Annotated in this window: 15 protein-coding genes; all 15 read right to left on the minus strand. The window is 64.8% G+C overall.

The features are described from left to right. Positions 1 to 80: 80 nt before the first annotated feature. The gene (locus tag Q4S41_RS16190) at positions 81 to 3,227 is read right to left on the minus strand and encodes a hypothetical protein (protein WP_305032169.1); all 3,147 of its coding nucleotides are present in this window, start codon (positions 3,225 to 3,227) and stop codon (positions 81 to 83) included. 11 nt (positions 3,228 to 3,238) lie between these two features. Beyond that, positions 3,239 to 3,679, minus strand: coding sequence for a hypothetical protein (locus Q4S41_RS16195; protein WP_305032170.1), 441 nt, complete (start codon positions 3,677 to 3,679; stop codon positions 3,239 to 3,241). Next, positions 3,676 to 5,154 (minus strand): hypothetical protein, encoded by a 1,479-nt coding sequence (locus Q4S41_RS16200; RefSeq protein WP_305032171.1) that lies wholly within the window; start codon positions 5,152 to 5,154, stop codon positions 3,676 to 3,678. Before Q4S41_RS16200 ends, Q4S41_RS16195 begins: the two co-directional genes overlap by 4 nt. Continuing rightward, positions 5,151 to 7,088, minus strand: coding sequence for a SprB repeat-containing protein (locus Q4S41_RS16205; RefSeq protein ID WP_305032172.1), 1,938 nt, complete (start codon positions 7,086 to 7,088; stop codon positions 5,151 to 5,153). The genes Q4S41_RS16200 and Q4S41_RS16205 overlap by 4 nt, the downstream gene beginning before the upstream one ends. Before the next feature lie 5 nt (positions 7,089 to 7,093). Then, the gene (locus tag Q4S41_RS16210) at positions 7,094 to 7,624 is read right to left on the minus strand and encodes a hypothetical protein (RefSeq protein WP_305032173.1); all 531 of its coding nucleotides are present in this window, start codon (positions 7,622 to 7,624) and stop codon (positions 7,094 to 7,096) included. Then, entirely contained in the window at positions 7,624 to 8,499 is an 876-nt protein-coding gene (locus tag Q4S41_RS16215; RefSeq protein WP_305032174.1) for a hypothetical protein, read from the minus strand. The genes Q4S41_RS16210 and Q4S41_RS16215 overlap by 1 nt, the downstream gene beginning before the upstream one ends. Before the next feature lie 599 nt (positions 8,500 to 9,098). After that, entirely contained in the window at positions 9,099 to 9,449 is a 351-nt protein-coding gene (locus tag Q4S41_RS16220) for a hypothetical protein (protein ID WP_305032175.1), read from the minus strand. Between the two features lie 90 nt (positions 9,450 to 9,539). Then, on the minus strand, positions 9,540 to 9,803 hold the full coding sequence (locus tag Q4S41_RS16225) for a hypothetical protein (RefSeq protein ID WP_305032176.1): 264 nt from the start codon (positions 9,801 to 9,803) through the stop codon (positions 9,540 to 9,542). A 194-nt stretch (positions 9,804 to 9,997) separates the two neighbouring features. Next, entirely contained in the window at positions 9,998 to 10,369 is a 372-nt protein-coding gene (locus Q4S41_RS16230) for a hypothetical protein (RefSeq protein ID WP_305032177.1), read from the minus strand. A 41-nt stretch (positions 10,370 to 10,410) separates the two neighbouring features. After that, positions 10,411 to 10,575: a hypothetical protein gene (locus Q4S41_RS16235; protein ID WP_305032178.1), complete on the minus strand. Its 165-nt coding sequence runs from the start codon at positions 10,573 to 10,575 to the stop codon at positions 10,411 to 10,413. After that, on the minus strand, positions 10,533 to 11,357 hold the full coding sequence (locus Q4S41_RS16240; protein ID WP_305032179.1) for a hypothetical protein: 825 nt from the start codon (positions 11,355 to 11,357) through the stop codon (positions 10,533 to 10,535). The genes Q4S41_RS16235 and Q4S41_RS16240 overlap by 43 nt, the downstream gene beginning before the upstream one ends. 5 nt (positions 11,358 to 11,362) lie before the next feature. After that, on the minus strand, positions 11,363 to 11,692 hold the full coding sequence (locus Q4S41_RS16245; RefSeq protein ID WP_305032180.1) for a hypothetical protein: 330 nt from the start codon (positions 11,690 to 11,692) through the stop codon (positions 11,363 to 11,365). A 1-nt stretch (position 11,693) separates the two neighbouring features. Further along, positions 11,694 to 12,710, minus strand: coding sequence for a DUF6712 family protein (locus tag Q4S41_RS16250; RefSeq protein ID WP_305032181.1), 1,017 nt, complete (start codon positions 12,708 to 12,710; stop codon positions 11,694 to 11,696). Beyond that, positions 12,710 to 14,077 carry a hypothetical protein gene (locus Q4S41_RS16255; protein ID WP_305032182.1) on the minus strand — a complete coding sequence of 456 codons (1,368 nt, stop codon included), beginning with the start codon at positions 14,075 to 14,077 and terminating at the stop codon, positions 12,710 to 12,712. The genes Q4S41_RS16250 and Q4S41_RS16255 overlap by 1 nt, the downstream gene beginning before the upstream one ends. Continuing rightward, positions 14,078 to 14,455 carry a hypothetical protein gene (locus Q4S41_RS16260; protein WP_305032183.1) on the minus strand — a complete coding sequence of 126 codons (378 nt, stop codon included), beginning with the start codon at positions 14,453 to 14,455 and terminating at the stop codon, positions 14,078 to 14,080. It lies immediately after the preceding gene. Positions 14,456 to 14,675 lie beyond the last annotated feature (220 nt).

The raw sequence follows: 14,675 nt of genomic DNA on the forward strand, positions 1-14,675 counted from the left end.
AACGGTTTAAGAAAACGGCTCGGAAAACCTGCGTTTCCGGGCCGTTTGAGCTCCTGTATAAACCCTCCAGTAAACGACCGTTAATTGGATGGCTTGGTCGCCTGAATATGGCCTTTGCTCTTCACCTTCTTCACCCGCTCCAGGTCGCGGTCGAGGCCGAGCACGTCCTGCACCACCTCCAGCGTTGTGGCCCACTGCTCGACCCCTTCGAGTTTCCTGTCCAACGACTCCAGTACCCGCAGCAGCCGCTGGTCGGTGCTGCCAGCGTCGCTGGCACCGGCCTCCTCGCCCGCCCTGGCGGCCGTGCCCTTGGTGGTGGGGCCGCCCTCGTAGTAGCCCCGCTGCCGGCGCTGCTCCAGCCAGCCCTCCACCTGCATCACCTGCGGGTCTTCGCGCAGCCACTTCGGGATGACGTACTCGTCCTCGTGCACGATGCCGGCCACGGCGTGTCCACTGTCGTCCATCAGCTTGCCGTTGCTGCCGACGTTCATGCCGGTGGCCATGCTGAAGATGTCCCACATGCTGCCGGTGCCGGCCGTCATCGGCGCGGCCTGGCCGGTGGCGCCGCCCTTGGCGAAGCCCATCACCTTGGCGCCGGCCATGCCCGCGCGAATCGTGGCCACCGCGCTCATGCCGAGGCCGTAGAGGGGGCCCGCCACCGGGCCCATGTTCGCGGCTGTTTTCCAATAGCCCTGCACCTCGTCGATGTAGTTGATGCCGATGTTGGCAATGGCTTCCGCTTTCCGGGCCGCTTTGAATACCTTATATAAGATGGTCTGCTGGTCGAGAGCGTCTTCGAGGTTTTTGACGTTGTCGTCCTGCATCGTCTTATCGACGAGGGCCATCCGCTTTTTGAACAGCGCCAGGCCTTCGTCCTCGGTTTGCAGCTTTTTGATGTGGCCCGCCTCGTCCTTGATTTTGTCGGCCTGCAGCTTCTTCCACGCCACCGACTCGGCCTGGTCGCGCTGCTTAATGAGGTCCAGCTCCCGTTGCATCGCCGCCTGCTTGATGGCGTAGACGGCGTCCTGGTACTGCTGCTCGGTGAGCAGCTTGTTGGCCAGGTTCAGGTCGGCCTCGGCCAGCAGCACCTCGGCATCGGCCTTGGCTTGGGCAATCTGCTGGTCGATGCGCGCCTGCCGGTCTTTCTCGGCCGCCTCGCTGTTTTTGGTCGACAACTCGCGCAGGCGCAGGTCGCGCTCGGCGACGATGGCCGCCACCTGCTCGGTGTAGTCGGCCTCCTGGCCGGTGAGGGCCTCTACCTTTTTGGTGGCGGCATCCATGATGGCCTGCCGCTGCTGCTCCAGGCGCAGCAACTCATCCGTCATCCCCCGCTGGTCGATGCCCGCTTTCAGCGTGTTGCGGTACTCCAGCAGGTTGCCCTCCTCCTTAATCCAGGCTTTCATGGCCGCCAGGCGCTCCCGGTCGGCTTTGTCGCGGGCCTGCTGGGCCTTTTTCTCGGCGGCCTCCCGTTCCTTTTTGGCTTTGGCCGACTCGCCGGCCGGCGCGTCCTCGCCGTTGCTGGCGGCCCCGCCCCCGCCGGAGCTGGTTTCGGTCGTTTCCACGCGCACGGAGCGCTTAATCTGGTTGTTTTTGTTGGCCTCGTAGCCCTCCAGAAAGGCTTTGGCGGCCTTCTGCCCACTCTCCAGCGCCAGGTCGGCCGTGCCCGCCAGCGAGGCCTTGAAGCCGGCGACAATCTTGTTTTTATCGAGGGTGAAAATGCCCACCAGGATGTCGCCCACCCCGCCCAGAATCTTGAGCGCGTCGTCCTTGATGGTGGTGAACACGCTCACAATCATCGCCCCGAGGCCGCCGAGTACGCCGCGCACCAACTCGCTCTTATTATAGAGTTCGATGAAGCCGTCGATGATGGCGTGCATCACCGACGCGCACAGCCGCAGCGGTGCCACGAGCAGCGTGATGGCGCCCTTCAGGAAATTGGCCACCGACACGGCCGAGTCGCCCTTCTCCCCAAACAGCCCCAGCCCGTCGACCAGGTCGCTCACGTCGTGCCACAAACTCACCACTTCCGCACCCAGGTCCACGAAGATGTCGACGATGGGTTGTGAGTTCTCCAGCACGCGGCCGAGCCACGAGCTGAGCTTGGTCAGGCCCTCGCTCACGAAGCCGCCCACGGTTTCCTTCATCTCGTTCCAGCGCATCGAGAGCGTGGCCATGCCCCCGCCGGCTTCGCGCGCCGCTTTGGCGGCGCCGCCAAACTCGGAATTCAGCTCGGCCAGAATCAGCTTCTGGGCGCCGGCCGTGTCGCCGGCTTTCACCATGGCCGCAATCTGCTCCTTCTGCTGGTCGGTGAAGGTGACGCCCACCCGCGTGAGGGCCTTGATGCCGCCAATGGGGTCGTTCAGGGCCTTGCCCAGCTGAATGCTGGCCCCTTTCATGTCGGCCGGCCCGTCGCCGGCCATCTTGGTGGCCAGGTCCTGAATGGCGGGGATGGCGTCCTCGAACACGCCCTTCTTCACGTTTTTGAACGTGAGCAGCATGGCGCTGGCCCGGTTGGTTTCGTCGTCGTCGAAGAGCGTCACCTTGGCCCGCTCCTCGCCGATTTTGCGGATTTCGGCAGCGGTCAGCCCGGCGGCGTTCTTGGTGGCGTGGAGCGTGGCTTCGAGGTCGGCGGCCGACCTGGCGCTGCCCTGAAACTCCTCGCGGGATGACGAAAAGAAGCCGAACAACTGCTGTACCACGCCCAGGATGCCGCCGGCCGTGAGGAAGCCGAACGCGCTGGCGAAGCCCTGCTTCAGGAAGCCGGTGCCCTCGGTGGCGCCCTTCATTTCCTTGCTCACGCCGGCAATGCGGTCCTGCAGGGCGTGGTAATCGGCCAGCATCTTCTTCCGGCCCGGGTCGTCGCCGTTCATCGCCTCCAGCTGCTTCTCCAGTTGGGCGGCCGAGGCCTTCATGTCGGTGAACGAGGCGTTGATTTTCTGCCCGTTGAGGATGACCTGCAGGTTTTCCCGGTTCATCTTCTCGGTGGCGGCGCGCACTTCCTCCTCCGTCTGCACGTAGGTCCGCATCTCGGCGCGGGCCGCGCCCACGCGCTGGGTCAGCACCTGGAAGTCGCGCTGCAGCTGCTGCCGGCGCGGGTCGTCCTGGCTCATTTTGGCCAGTTGGTTGTTCATCAGGGCCACGCCCGCGGCCATGTCTTTGATGCTGGCGTTGGCCTGCTGGGCATTGAGGAGTATTTCTAACTCCCGGGTTTCTTTATCGGCAGCCATGGGGACTTCACTTAAAAGTTAATGATGGTTTCGCCGGGCAGGGCATCGGTGGCCTTGGCCACGAGCACCTGCCCGTAGAGGTCGAGCATCAGCTCGGAGAGGCGTTTGGTCTGGTGGGCCACTTCCTTCGAGTACCAGGCGCGGGCCTTGCGCTCGTGGCGTCGCAGCTGCCCGCGGGTTTTTCGAATGCGGTCGTAGCCGTCGTCGCCCTTCCGGATGCCGGCGCCCATGCCGCGGCCGACGCCCATGTCCACGAACTTGCCATAGAGGGCGTAGCTCAGGCGGATGCGGAACAGGTCGCTGCCGGCGGCGCCGATGACTTCCTTGCGAAAGGAGGCCAGCAGCGTGCCGGTGTGCTCAATCCGGAGCCGGCGCATGTTGCCCACGAAGCGCTCCACGGTGATGTCGAGCCACTGCACCGCCAACTCGCGCGGGGATAGGGTCGGGCTCATAGGCGGGTGAAGCGGTAGGTAAAGTCGGCCGTTTCGAGGTAGCGGCCGGTGGTGTTGAGGCGGAGCGAGACTTTCTCCCAGAGGTACTTGCGGTGGTTCACCAGCTCCTTGCGGCCGGGGTCGAGGGTGAGCAGGTCGGCGACGTGAAAATCCATGGTGGCTTCGCGCGTGCTGGCCCGGTCGAGGAAGCCGAGCCAGCCCCGGTGCCAGGTTTCGTACAGCCCGTCAGGCCCGTCCCAGTGCAGCGTGCTGGTGCCCACCGCGAAGCCATCAAAGTCCTCGTTGCCCGAGGTGGCCAGCGGGTAGCGCTGGCCGAATTTGTCGGCCTGCAGGCCGCGGTCGAAGAGCAGGCGCAGGCCGCAGCGGCTGTCGTCGCCCAGCTCGTAAGCCGGCGAGGCACCCTTGGCCGCCACCGCCGGCAGCAGCCACTCGCGCAGGCCCGCGTCGTGCGGGTCCACTTCGCGCACCACGTGCAGCGTGCCGGCCTCCGTGCGCAGGGCCTGCTGGCCGGCGCCCACGCGCAGCGTGGCCCAGCTGGTGTCGAGGGTTTTGTTCAGGTCGTCCGCGTCCTCCAGCGCCATCTCCAGCGCGAAGCCGGTCGCCGTCACGGCCGTGGTGCGGGCCGGGCCGCCGGTGCGCGCCACGTACGCCTCGTCGGCGATGAGGTCGCGCAGGGCGTAAACCGCCATTTCGCGGCGCACCGGGTGGAAGCGGTAGGCCAGGCCGAAAAACTTCTGCAGGGCCAGCAGCAGGTCGCCCACGCCGATGTTGGGCACGTGCCGGTTCACGGCGAAGTCGGCCGGCAGCGTGCCGTCCGCATTTTCCACGGCCCGGTCGGAGTAAAGCACCGCGGCCTGCGCTTCGGGCTCGGCCAGCCAGGGCCCGCTCAGGGCGTAGCCCAGCGCGCCCATCACGCGCGCCAGCAGCGGCAGCAGGCGCAGGAACGGCACCACGGCGCTGCGGTGGCCGCCGGGGCTCCGGTCGTAGGCGCCGGCCGCGTAGTAGTTGAGAATCGGGCTGGCGCCGGCCAGCTTCGCGCCGTAAAAAGCGGCGTTGCGCACGCAGGGCAGGGCGTAATCGGCGGCGTTGGGCACCAGCACGAGCGCCACCCGGCCCAGGTCCAGCGAGGGCAGCGTCACGCCCTCAATGCGCGCCTGCAGGTCGGCGGCGTCGGCCACGAAGTTGTACGAGAACAGGCCCTTGTCCTCGTCGCAGTCCAGGTAGAGCAGCGAGCCCACCCAGCGCAGCTGCTGGTCGATGTAGAACTCCACCGGCTCGGGCGCGATTTGCTCGCCCTGGTCGGCGCGCAGGTGCGGGAAGTTGAGCGGCACCAGGTTGCCTTCCATCGGCAGGCCGAACGGGTAGCTGATGGTGCCCGGCACGGTGTCGGTGCTGAAGAGTGGGCTGCTGATGTCCATCGTGATGGTGCCGGGCGCCAGCGTGAGCCAGCCCCGGCTTGTCTTCAGGCCAATCATAGCAGCGGCTGGGAATAGGTGACCTGGTTGCGGCCCAGCGCGGGCGTGTACAGCTCCTCGGCCGGGAGGTAGAACTCAAACTCCTGGGTCGGCACCGGCTTGGTTTCGTCGAGCAGGGGGCTGGTTTTGGCCTTCACGTAGCCCGGCAGCCAGCGGCCGTCGCGCAGCAGCAGCACGCGCCGCGACAGCAGCAAGTCCTGCGAGGCCTGCAGCTGGGCGCGGGTCCGCACGCCGCTGGCCACCTTCACCACCGCGCGCAGCGAGCGGGTTTGCACGTCGGTGTCGCCGTCGAGCGGGTCGGAGTCCGGTGTCAGCGTGCGGGCCGACTCGGCGCCGGTGACCTCGGCGTCGACCTGCACGTCGCCGGTGGCGACGTAGGTGGCCATGCCGCCCAGGCTGGTGGCAAACAGGAAATAGCGCCGGTGCGGGAAGACGCGCCGGTCCAGCACGTAGCGCCGGGTTTCGCTGAGCACCGTCAGCTCGTCGGGGCTGGTCACGTACACCTCCCACCACCGCACCCGCTTGGTGCCGGCCAGCGCCGCCAGGCCCAGGGCCGCGTAGCCCACCGGCCGGCAGTACACCTCGTGCAGGTTCACGTTGTTGACGCCGCCCACGTTCACGGTTTCGCTCGTGCCGTCCTCGTACTGCACCCGCACCTGGAAGCGGAAGCCGGCCAGCGACTCCTTCACCAGGTAATACAGGTACTCGGGCTGGTCAGCCAAGGCCGGCTTCACCGGCGGCTCCCAGGTGAGAAACGGCTTCACGTCGTTCTGGTAGCTGTCGAAGAAGGTGCGGGTGCGGGACTCGTAAAAGCTCAGCCCGCCCAGCACGACGTAGTTCTGGGTGAGCACCGTGGTGCCGGCGCGCACCGGCGTGGCGCCGAAGCTCTCGGCGTACTTGAGGTAGAAGCGCCGGAACATGGGGTCGGCGCGCAGGGTCCGGGTGGCGGCCACCGGCGGCACGTGGTGCTGCAGGAACACGTCCAGTAGCGCCTGCACTTCGAAGGTGGTGCGGCCTTCGCGGTCGGCCGGTTGCTCCAGTACGCCGCCCACTTGCTCGAACACGTTGCTGAGGTAGTCCGGCTCCACCCACACCTCGCAGAGGAAGGTGAGGTGGGGTTTGGTGGTGGGGTCGGCGCGGTAGGCGGCGCCGGCATCCAGGGCCAGGGTGATGGGGTTGCGCGACCAGAAAAACAGGTCGGTGCGGACCTCCACCGTGATGGTCTTGCGGCAGCCCAGCACGTCGGTGATGGTGCACGAGTGGGTGCCGGTAGTCAGGCCGGTGCGATCCCGCGCGGTGCTGCCGTCGCTCCACAAATACGTGTAGAGGCCCACGCCGCCGGTCACGACCAGGCTCACGGCGCCGCCCACTTTCTGAATCAGCACGTCGAGCTCGGGGTTGCTGCCCACCTGGATGGTGGCGCGCGCGATGGCGCCGCTGGGCACGTCGGTCACGGCTACCCGGTAAGTGCCGGCGCGCAGCAGGCCGCGGTCCTCCACGGTGGGGCCGTCGTCCCACAAATAGGTATAGGGGCCGGGCAGGCCGCTCACCTGCAGGTCGATGGCGGCCGTGTTGTCGCCGTAGCAGGTGCAGCTCACCACGGTGCTGGCCAGCGTCAGGGTTTGCACCTGCAGCGTCACGCCGCCGGCCCCGTCGTGGAAATAGCCGGTGCGGGTGGCGCCGCTCACGTAGTGGAAGAACTCCACCGTAGTGGGGCGGCTGAAGTCCACCGGCGGGTTGTTGTTGCCCTGCGCGCCGGTGTAAAAGTCGTACTGCTGCGCGTTGGGGTCGGTCGAGGGCGTGTACACGACCAGGCGCGTGGCCGTGTCGAAATTCCACTCGTCGGCGTAGTAAAAGTCGCCCGAAATGCGGCTGTCGTTGGGGTCGACGTAGGAGTGGTCGTAGCGCCAGGTGAGCTTGAGTTGAATCAGCATGACGATTAGCCGCTGAAGGCGGCGGGGTTGTAGGTGAGGCCGGCGTTGGCCGGCGAGATGATTTCGAAGTCGAAGCGGGTGCCGTACCAGTTGTCGCCGATGGGGCCCACGGCGTCGGCCACGATGCTGCCCACCGGCCAGCGCACCTTCACCTGGTCCTCGTACTGCTTGCGGGCCGCGGCCAGCACCTGCTCTCCATTTTCCTCGGTGCGGTCGAGCAGCGCCCAGGCGTCGCCCCCCTTGGTTTTCTGCTCGAGCAGAAAGAAGGCCCCGCGCGCGGTGCGCTGGTAGTTGTCGCCGTTGTTGTCGCGGTACTGGGTCTGCAGGCTTTCGAGCACGAGCACCTGCTCCCCGGCGCCGGGCTTCAGGTAGCGGCCGAGGAGCGTTTCCTGCATCTCCAGCAGGTCGACCTGGCGCTGCAGCGGGTCGACGCTGACGATGATGCGGGCGAAGCGGGGCGAGTCCGCGCGGTGGCGGATGAGGTTGTTGCGCCCGGCGATGGTCTGAAACAGGGCGCTGTAAGTGGAATTGCGCATTACGAAGTGGCTTTTTGGGCTTTGAGGCGTTCCTGGTATTGCACGGCCAGGTCCTGCATTTCGGCCAGGATGAGGCGCGCGGGCTGGCCAGCGGTTTGCTGCACCGTGCCGAAGGCCCCGCCGGATAGCTTGCGCAGCACCGGCTCCCACTGCGGGCCTTTTTGCGGGCGCTTGTCATCTTCGTCGGCCATGGCAAACACGTCGGGAAATTCGACGGCCAGCTGGGCGCGGCAGCCGCGGTACCAGGTGAGCACGGCCAGCTTCTCGATTTCGGGCAGGGCTGCCACGCGCGGGGTGCGCAGCTCCAGCTGGTGCTCGTTGAAGGGCACACGCACGTCGCCGTTCCAGTCCGGGTCGGTGGGGGAGGCGTTCTGCTCCACCATGCCGCCGGCCACGGTGACCCGGCGGGCTGGGCGGTAGAGCACGGCTAGGAACTGGTCGAGGTAGGTAGAGCGGTTGTTGAGCCGGACCCGCTGGCCGAGCAGGTGGTACTGCACGAAAAAGGTGTCGGCGAACATGAACTCGCCGAAGGTGAGGTTGCTGAAGCTGGCGCGCGGGCCGTGCCAGGTGGTCACGCCCTCGCGCCAGTGGCGGCCGGGAATGCGCAGGGTGGGCAGCAACTGCGCCGTGAGCCGGTGGTCATCCGATAAGACGAAGTCCGTGAGCGGCAGGAGCTGGGCCAGCACGTCGGACTCCAGGGCGCAGAGCAGGGGGAGCTGGAAGTCGGTGAGCAGGCTGAGCATTTCCAGCCGCCAGCCCGCGTTCAAGGCGGTGCCGTAGAAGTGGGCCAGCACCTGCAGCAGCTGCCGGCGCGTCATCTCGTTCCAAGTGGAAGGCACCTGTTTGGTGGTGGTGCCGATTTGCAGGGTATTCATGCCCCGAAATTGCCGGCCCCTGCCACGGCAGGAAAGGACACAAAAAAGCCCCGCCGGGTGGGGCGGGGCTTCGTGCACCGGTTAGTATTACAAACGGCGGAGGTGGTTCAAATAGTCTTGTAGCCACTCTTGTTGAAAGTTCGGTTCGGGCAAGCTGCTTAAGTGAACCGGTCGGACTACGCTTCTGCCGTCAGGTGAGATTGATGCAATGCGTGGCAATTCATCCGACCATATAAGCCGGTGCTCCCAATTAGCGGCAGTGGGAGATGTAGCCAAGCCGAGCTTAATGCGGTCAAGGCCAAACATGCGCCACGGGTCCTCGGTAGTTTTAAGCAGGCCGAAGAGCTGTAAGTCGGTTAGAAAATTACTGCGTGAATCAATGCGAACATCTACGCCACGTTGGTCATGCGCTAGCTTGTAAATGGTATGCATAAACCCTTCGGGGCTAGCGGTTGATAACCAAGCGTTGTGTAAGGCATCAAAAAGCTCCTCGTCGGTTCTTGCCGTGACTTGGCGGCCAAGCATATCAAAGTTCATCGTTTACAGTACTTAAATGTGGGTGGAAAAGATGCTATTTTATTGTCTGCAAGCAGGTTGACCTAACTAAGCGTTTCCATCTGGAGTGTGCTTATGAAGTTGTCAATGTCAGCTTGTAACTGATGGATGGCTTTGTTAAGAAACCGCTGGGCTTCTGTACGCTTTGAATTTTTTGCCCATCCACCTTCTCTATCCAACGTGTAACCGAGGCTTTGGATAGCATCGTGTCTGATATCAAACTCCTTGTTGACAAACATAGACCCAGGCCCTGGCTGATGCTGTGGCTGGAGTTCAACCGCGCTAATAATTCTCGCAGCTCTGTCGACATAACTGTCAAGTGCGTAAACTGAAGATGCATTGCCCATCTCCTGCTGGACCAATTTCAATTGGTCAATTGCTGTTTTGTAATCCATTATTTTTTTGTTTAAAAAATTAAATAATTTATTTATACTGTCATAAAAGAACCCCAGCTGTATGGCTGGGGTTCAATTTCAATTAGATATTTACAAAATGTGCTCTATCTCACGGATTCGCTGCTCTAGTCCCCCGATGACCTGCACAAGTTGCAATTCAAAGGTGCTCACCGGCGTGAGCGGGAAGAGGTTGTAGCGCTTGAACATCTCGTACATCACCACCGTGTCGACGAAGATGGGCTCCGCCAGCGGGGGCTCCAGCACTTTTTCAGGCGGTGGGGTCTTGGCGCCGCCGTCATCGTCATCAGGATTGCGGCCAAAGCCGATGGGCGGGGTCTTTTTACTCTTAGCCATAGCAGCAGTCGGGCAAGCCGGGGAAAATCGCTGCAAACACTTCTGGGCCGTTCGCCCTGAGCATAGCGGTCACGCTCCGCCACTACTTCCCCGGCCGTTTTCTGACGGCCGAAGCGAACGGGGTAATTATCCAGAAGTGTTTGCTTGGCAAAGATAGCAAAACCGCCCGCCTGCGCTGGGTGCTGGCGGGCGGTTTAATTCGCCCGGCACGGTAGCAGTCTATGCCCCCGGAGCCAGAATCCCAGGGCCAGCAAGGCCAGCCCAGCCCCTAGTATCCAGCCCCAGGGGGTGCGCTTTTCGGTAGCAGTGGCGGTGCTGCCGGCGCCGATGGCCGGCGCGGTGGCCCGCTGGCCGGCTTTCGTATTGTCGGTGGCGGTGGGCGTGGCCACGTTGCCGGTACCGGCCTGCGTGATGAAATTCACCGGGCCGGTGATGGTGATTTTCTTCGCCTGCAGCGCTGGCATCAGGGGCAGTGTGTCGTTGGTCGTGACCATGGGCACCCGCCAGACCGCACGGCTGCAGCCCATCACTGACGACAGGCAACAGACAATTAGGAGCTTCTTCATTTGTATTGGGGATTGTCGACGACGTTGGCCACGGCCGCCACTCATTTGTATTGGGGATTGTCGACGACGTTGGCCACGGCCGCCACCATGCGCTTGAGTCGCCAGTTCACGAACACGCCCTCGCCTTCGCGCTGCAGGGCCCCGCTTCCGCCGGTGTTGCCCCCTACCGCGCGGCAGCTGGGCCCGCTGCCCCAGACGATGAGCATCTCGACGTGGCAGATTTCGGCGTGCCCCCACGTAAAACCCAGCAAGTCACCGGGCTGAGGCAGGGGGCGGCCGGCCAGTTGCACGCCGTTGCGCCAAATGGTGTGGGCGGCGTCGAACCAGGCCTTGGCTTTGCCGAAGCGCGGCACGAGGAGCCCTGCCCGGCGTAGCTCGACGACGACCGTCCACGAGCACCAGGCGTCGCCGGCCCGGCCGCCGGCTTCGCGGATAAGGGCTTCGACTTCCTTACCGCGGTTGAATCCACGCTCCCGGATGCCGACGAGCCGGTTGGCTTCGGCCACGATGCGGGCGCGGAGGCCGGCACCGCCGTCATGGCCACCGTCACCAGCTGCGTGGCCAGGTGCAGCACATAGGCCAAGGATAACAAGCAGAAGGATAAGCGTACGCATCGGATGAGAAAAGTGAACTGGTTGACTTTGCGCCGCTCGGTCAGCTGTGCCAGGCGGGCGGGGTAAATGTTGGCCTCCTCATAAAGCGGCTTGCGCAACTCCTCCGTGAGGTTTTCGAAGAGCTTGGCTTCGCCCTCCAGGCTCTCGGCCTGGTACTCGTGGAAGCGCGGCAGAAACTTCTCGTACACGAACAAGCTGCCGTGCAGCACCCCACTCATGAGCAGGGCCGCCAGGCCCAGCACGTTGAGGATTTCGATACCGAATGCGCCAGCCGTGGGGTCGAGGATGCGCAGCACCGGCGGCAGCACCACGAAAATGAGGCCGGTAGCAAACAGACCCTTGGTGGCCTGGCGGATGTAGTTGGGGATGGGCATAACGATTAGTGGTTGTGGGCCTGAATCCACTGATCGTGCAGGGCGGCACGCTGCTCCAGCGAGTTGAGGCGGGTGTCATAAATTCGGTGGGCGGCCTGCTCTTCCTTGCCGTTTTGCTTCAGGTCCTCGATTTGGGCGCCCTGCACTTTGACGGTGGTGAGCAGCTCCAGCAGGTTGCGGTTGGTTTCGCGCATCTCCGTGCCGGTGGAGTTAATGGCGAAAGTGTAGAGGCCCTGCACCAGCAGCAGCAGGAAGGCGCACACGCCCACCAGTATCCAGTTGCGGGTTTGATGCTGGCTGATTTCGATTTTTTCGGGGGTCACGTCGGGCGTCATCTTAGCAGGCTCTGTAGGTTTTGGCGGTGTAGTCGCGGGCCTGTGGAGCGGCGGGCGCGGTGTAGGCGCTGGAATGGAAGTAGGTGGCGAAACGGGTGGCCGAGGCCGTGCGGTCGAGGTAGGCCGTGAGCTGGCGCAGCCACCGGGCGCCGGTGAGCAGCGCCTGGTCGGCCTTGCTCTTCAGCAGCTGGTCGAGGCCGGCGTCGGCTTCCTTCGAGTTGCTGTCATCGATGCGGGCCACCATCAGCTCAATGCCGTCGCCGGTGAAGCGCAGGCCCATTTCGGGCGTGGCGTGGCCCACCGTCAGGCTGGCCAGCGCCGGCAGCACGTAGGTGCGCAGCAGGTTCTGGTTGTCCGAGGTGAGCGCGCGGGCCAGCGTCTGCTCGCGCAGCTCCTGCAGGAACTCGTGGCCCAGCACGCGGCCCAGCTCGAAGTGCTCCAGCCGGCGGCGCACCGGGCCCAGCAGCGCAAACACGGCCCGCGAGTCGCCGATGTTCTCGTACTCCTGGAAGGCGGCCGTGCTGGTGAACAACTCCCGGCGGTGGCGCTGGCCGGCGTCGGACGTGGCCCAGGCCTGCAGCTCGGGCGAGGACGGGTAATTGTCCTCCAGCCACTGCACCAGCGTGTCGACGTCGCGCAGCCCGCGGCGCTGCAGCACGGCCTGCGCCTGGTTGGTTTGCCACTGAAAGGCCGTCTTGCTGGTTTCCGACACGATGATGTGCACGCCGGTGCCGTCGATGACGACCTGGTGCTCGGGCAGGCCGATGGCGGTGGCCAGGCGGGCCAGCGGCGCCTGCACCAGGCGCAGCACCTCCGCGGCCAGGTCGTCGGGCGAGTCGGGGTCGAAGCCGTCGGCGTCGTAGGCGGCCTGCAGCCAGTCGGCCAGCGGCCGGCCCAGCAGCTGCCGGATGGCGGTGCGCTCCACGTCGCGCAGGGCGATGGCGATGGCCGGCGGGATTTCCTTGGCGTCAATCGAGACGAATTGCCGCAGCTCGTCGATGGTTTTGAGGAGGGACATCAGGGCGTCGTGTTAGGCGTGGTTTCGCTGTTCTTGTCCAACGTGTTGATTTCGGGGTTGAGGAAGCGGAACTCCAGCTCGGGGTCCCAGCCGTTGTAATCGCGCACCAGGTTGAGCACCTCCAGAATCAAATCCTGGTAGAAAGCGTGGGTAGCGACGAAGGCATTGAAGGCCACGCGCTTGTCGGAGCCACTCCCCGCCCCCATGCCCTTGCCGGGCGAAATGCCGCTGAGCGTGGGGTCCACCTGCAGGGCGGTGTAGATGTGGCTGCTGGCCTCCTGCGAGTCCTCGATGTAGAGGCCCGACTTGATTTTGTCGTCGATGGCTGTGACGGTGAACACCTTGACAGGCGGGCCGCCGTTGGGGTCGGGCATGGTCACGGCCAGCACCGATTTGCCGGCCCCGTCCGTGCCCGCCATCGTCTTCTCGAAGGCCTCCAGCTCCTCGGCAATGATGCTTTTGCGGTCGCCTTCCTTCTTCTCGGCCCAGTCCGGGTATTTCCACTCCCAGTAGCGGACATCGGCCTCGATGATGTACTTAATCGAGAGCTGGTTGATGAAGAGCTGCTTCTTGAACTCGGGAATGGCCTGCGCCACGTCGAGCCAGCCCGACTTGACGATGACGTTCCACACCGCCAGCTGGTAAAGCGCCTGGCCGGGGCTGGGCAGCGAGAGCGGGAAGATGTACTTGAAGCCGCGCGTGTCGTTGCGCAGGCTTTCCACCACGTCGAAGTAGGGGTCGAGCACCGGCACCTGCGTGGTGTAGCCGTCGCCGGGCTGGGCCGCCGGCCAGTTGGCCGAGATGTACACCCACTTCGGCACCGCCTCGCCGGCCGCCTGCGCCGAGTAGCGGCAGAACGGCGTGTCCTGGATGCAGATGCTGGTAATCTGGCTGCGGTCGTTGCTGAGCACCAGCTCCGGAAAGGCGTTGGCGAAGTACATCAGCCCCTGAATGCCCTCGAACCCGAAGCGGCCCAGGTTGGATTTGCGAAAAAACTCCTTCACCACGTGGTCGTTCACGCGCTGGAATATCTCCGAGCCGTCCTCCTTGAAGCCGATGACCTTGCCGTAAATGATGCCCTTGCCGTACACGGCGCGGGTTTTCCAGTCCAGTACCGGCTTGATGATGGTGCTCTTGCCAATGGCGGCCAGCACCTGCTGCGGGAAGTCGTTGCCCGGCCCCCAGGGCGCAATGACGCCGGTGGCCGTTTCCCTCGAGACGGGCGTGGTGGGCGCCGCGCCGCCGGGCTTGGCGCTGTTGCGGCCGGCCCGCATGCCCGAAGCACCCAGCGCCCCCGGCGCGCGCAGGATGTTGCCGGTGGCCCGGTGGTACACGACGCCGTTGCCGGAAAAAAGGAATTGCTCCATTTAGATGTACACTTTGCGCCCCGCGACGTGCGTGAGCAGGTAAATGTGAATTTTCACGAGGGCCCCGGTGCGGGTATCGACCAGGTTGCGGGTGGCATGGCGCCAGTGGTCCGGGTTTTTGGGGCCGGCCGGCACCGGCACCTGCCCGTCGGCCGCGACGCGGGCGCGGTCGGCGTCGGTCTCCTCCCCTTCCCGCGGCGCGCGCAGCTCCCCGGCCGCCTGGCGGTGGCCCCGGCCGATGCGCGCCGCCGGCAGCTTGCCAAAATCGCCGCCGGTTTTGCGGCGCCGGTCGCACTTTACCCACTGCACGGCAACGGGCGCGGGCCCGTCGAGCAGGTCCAAGGCGTCTTTTAATCGGATGGTGGCGGGGCTTTCCATTGGTGCCACGAAGTAGGCCCGGCACCGAGGCAGGGAAAAGGACACAAAACCGCATCAGAGGCCCCGAAATGGCACAAAAAGCCAATCTCACGGCCTATTGCGTTTGCGCGCCGGAATCGGCCTTTTTAGGGTGCGACGGTGTTTCATAGTCTCACCAGTCGAGCGCAAGACCCCGGCTTGCACTGTCGGCCGTTGGCAATTGCCGGGGGCTGCCTCGGGG

The sequence above is a fragment of the Hymenobacter convexus genome, from assembly GCF_030580955.1.
Classification (GTDB): domain Bacteria; phylum Bacteroidota; class Bacteroidia; order Cytophagales; family Hymenobacteraceae; genus Hymenobacter.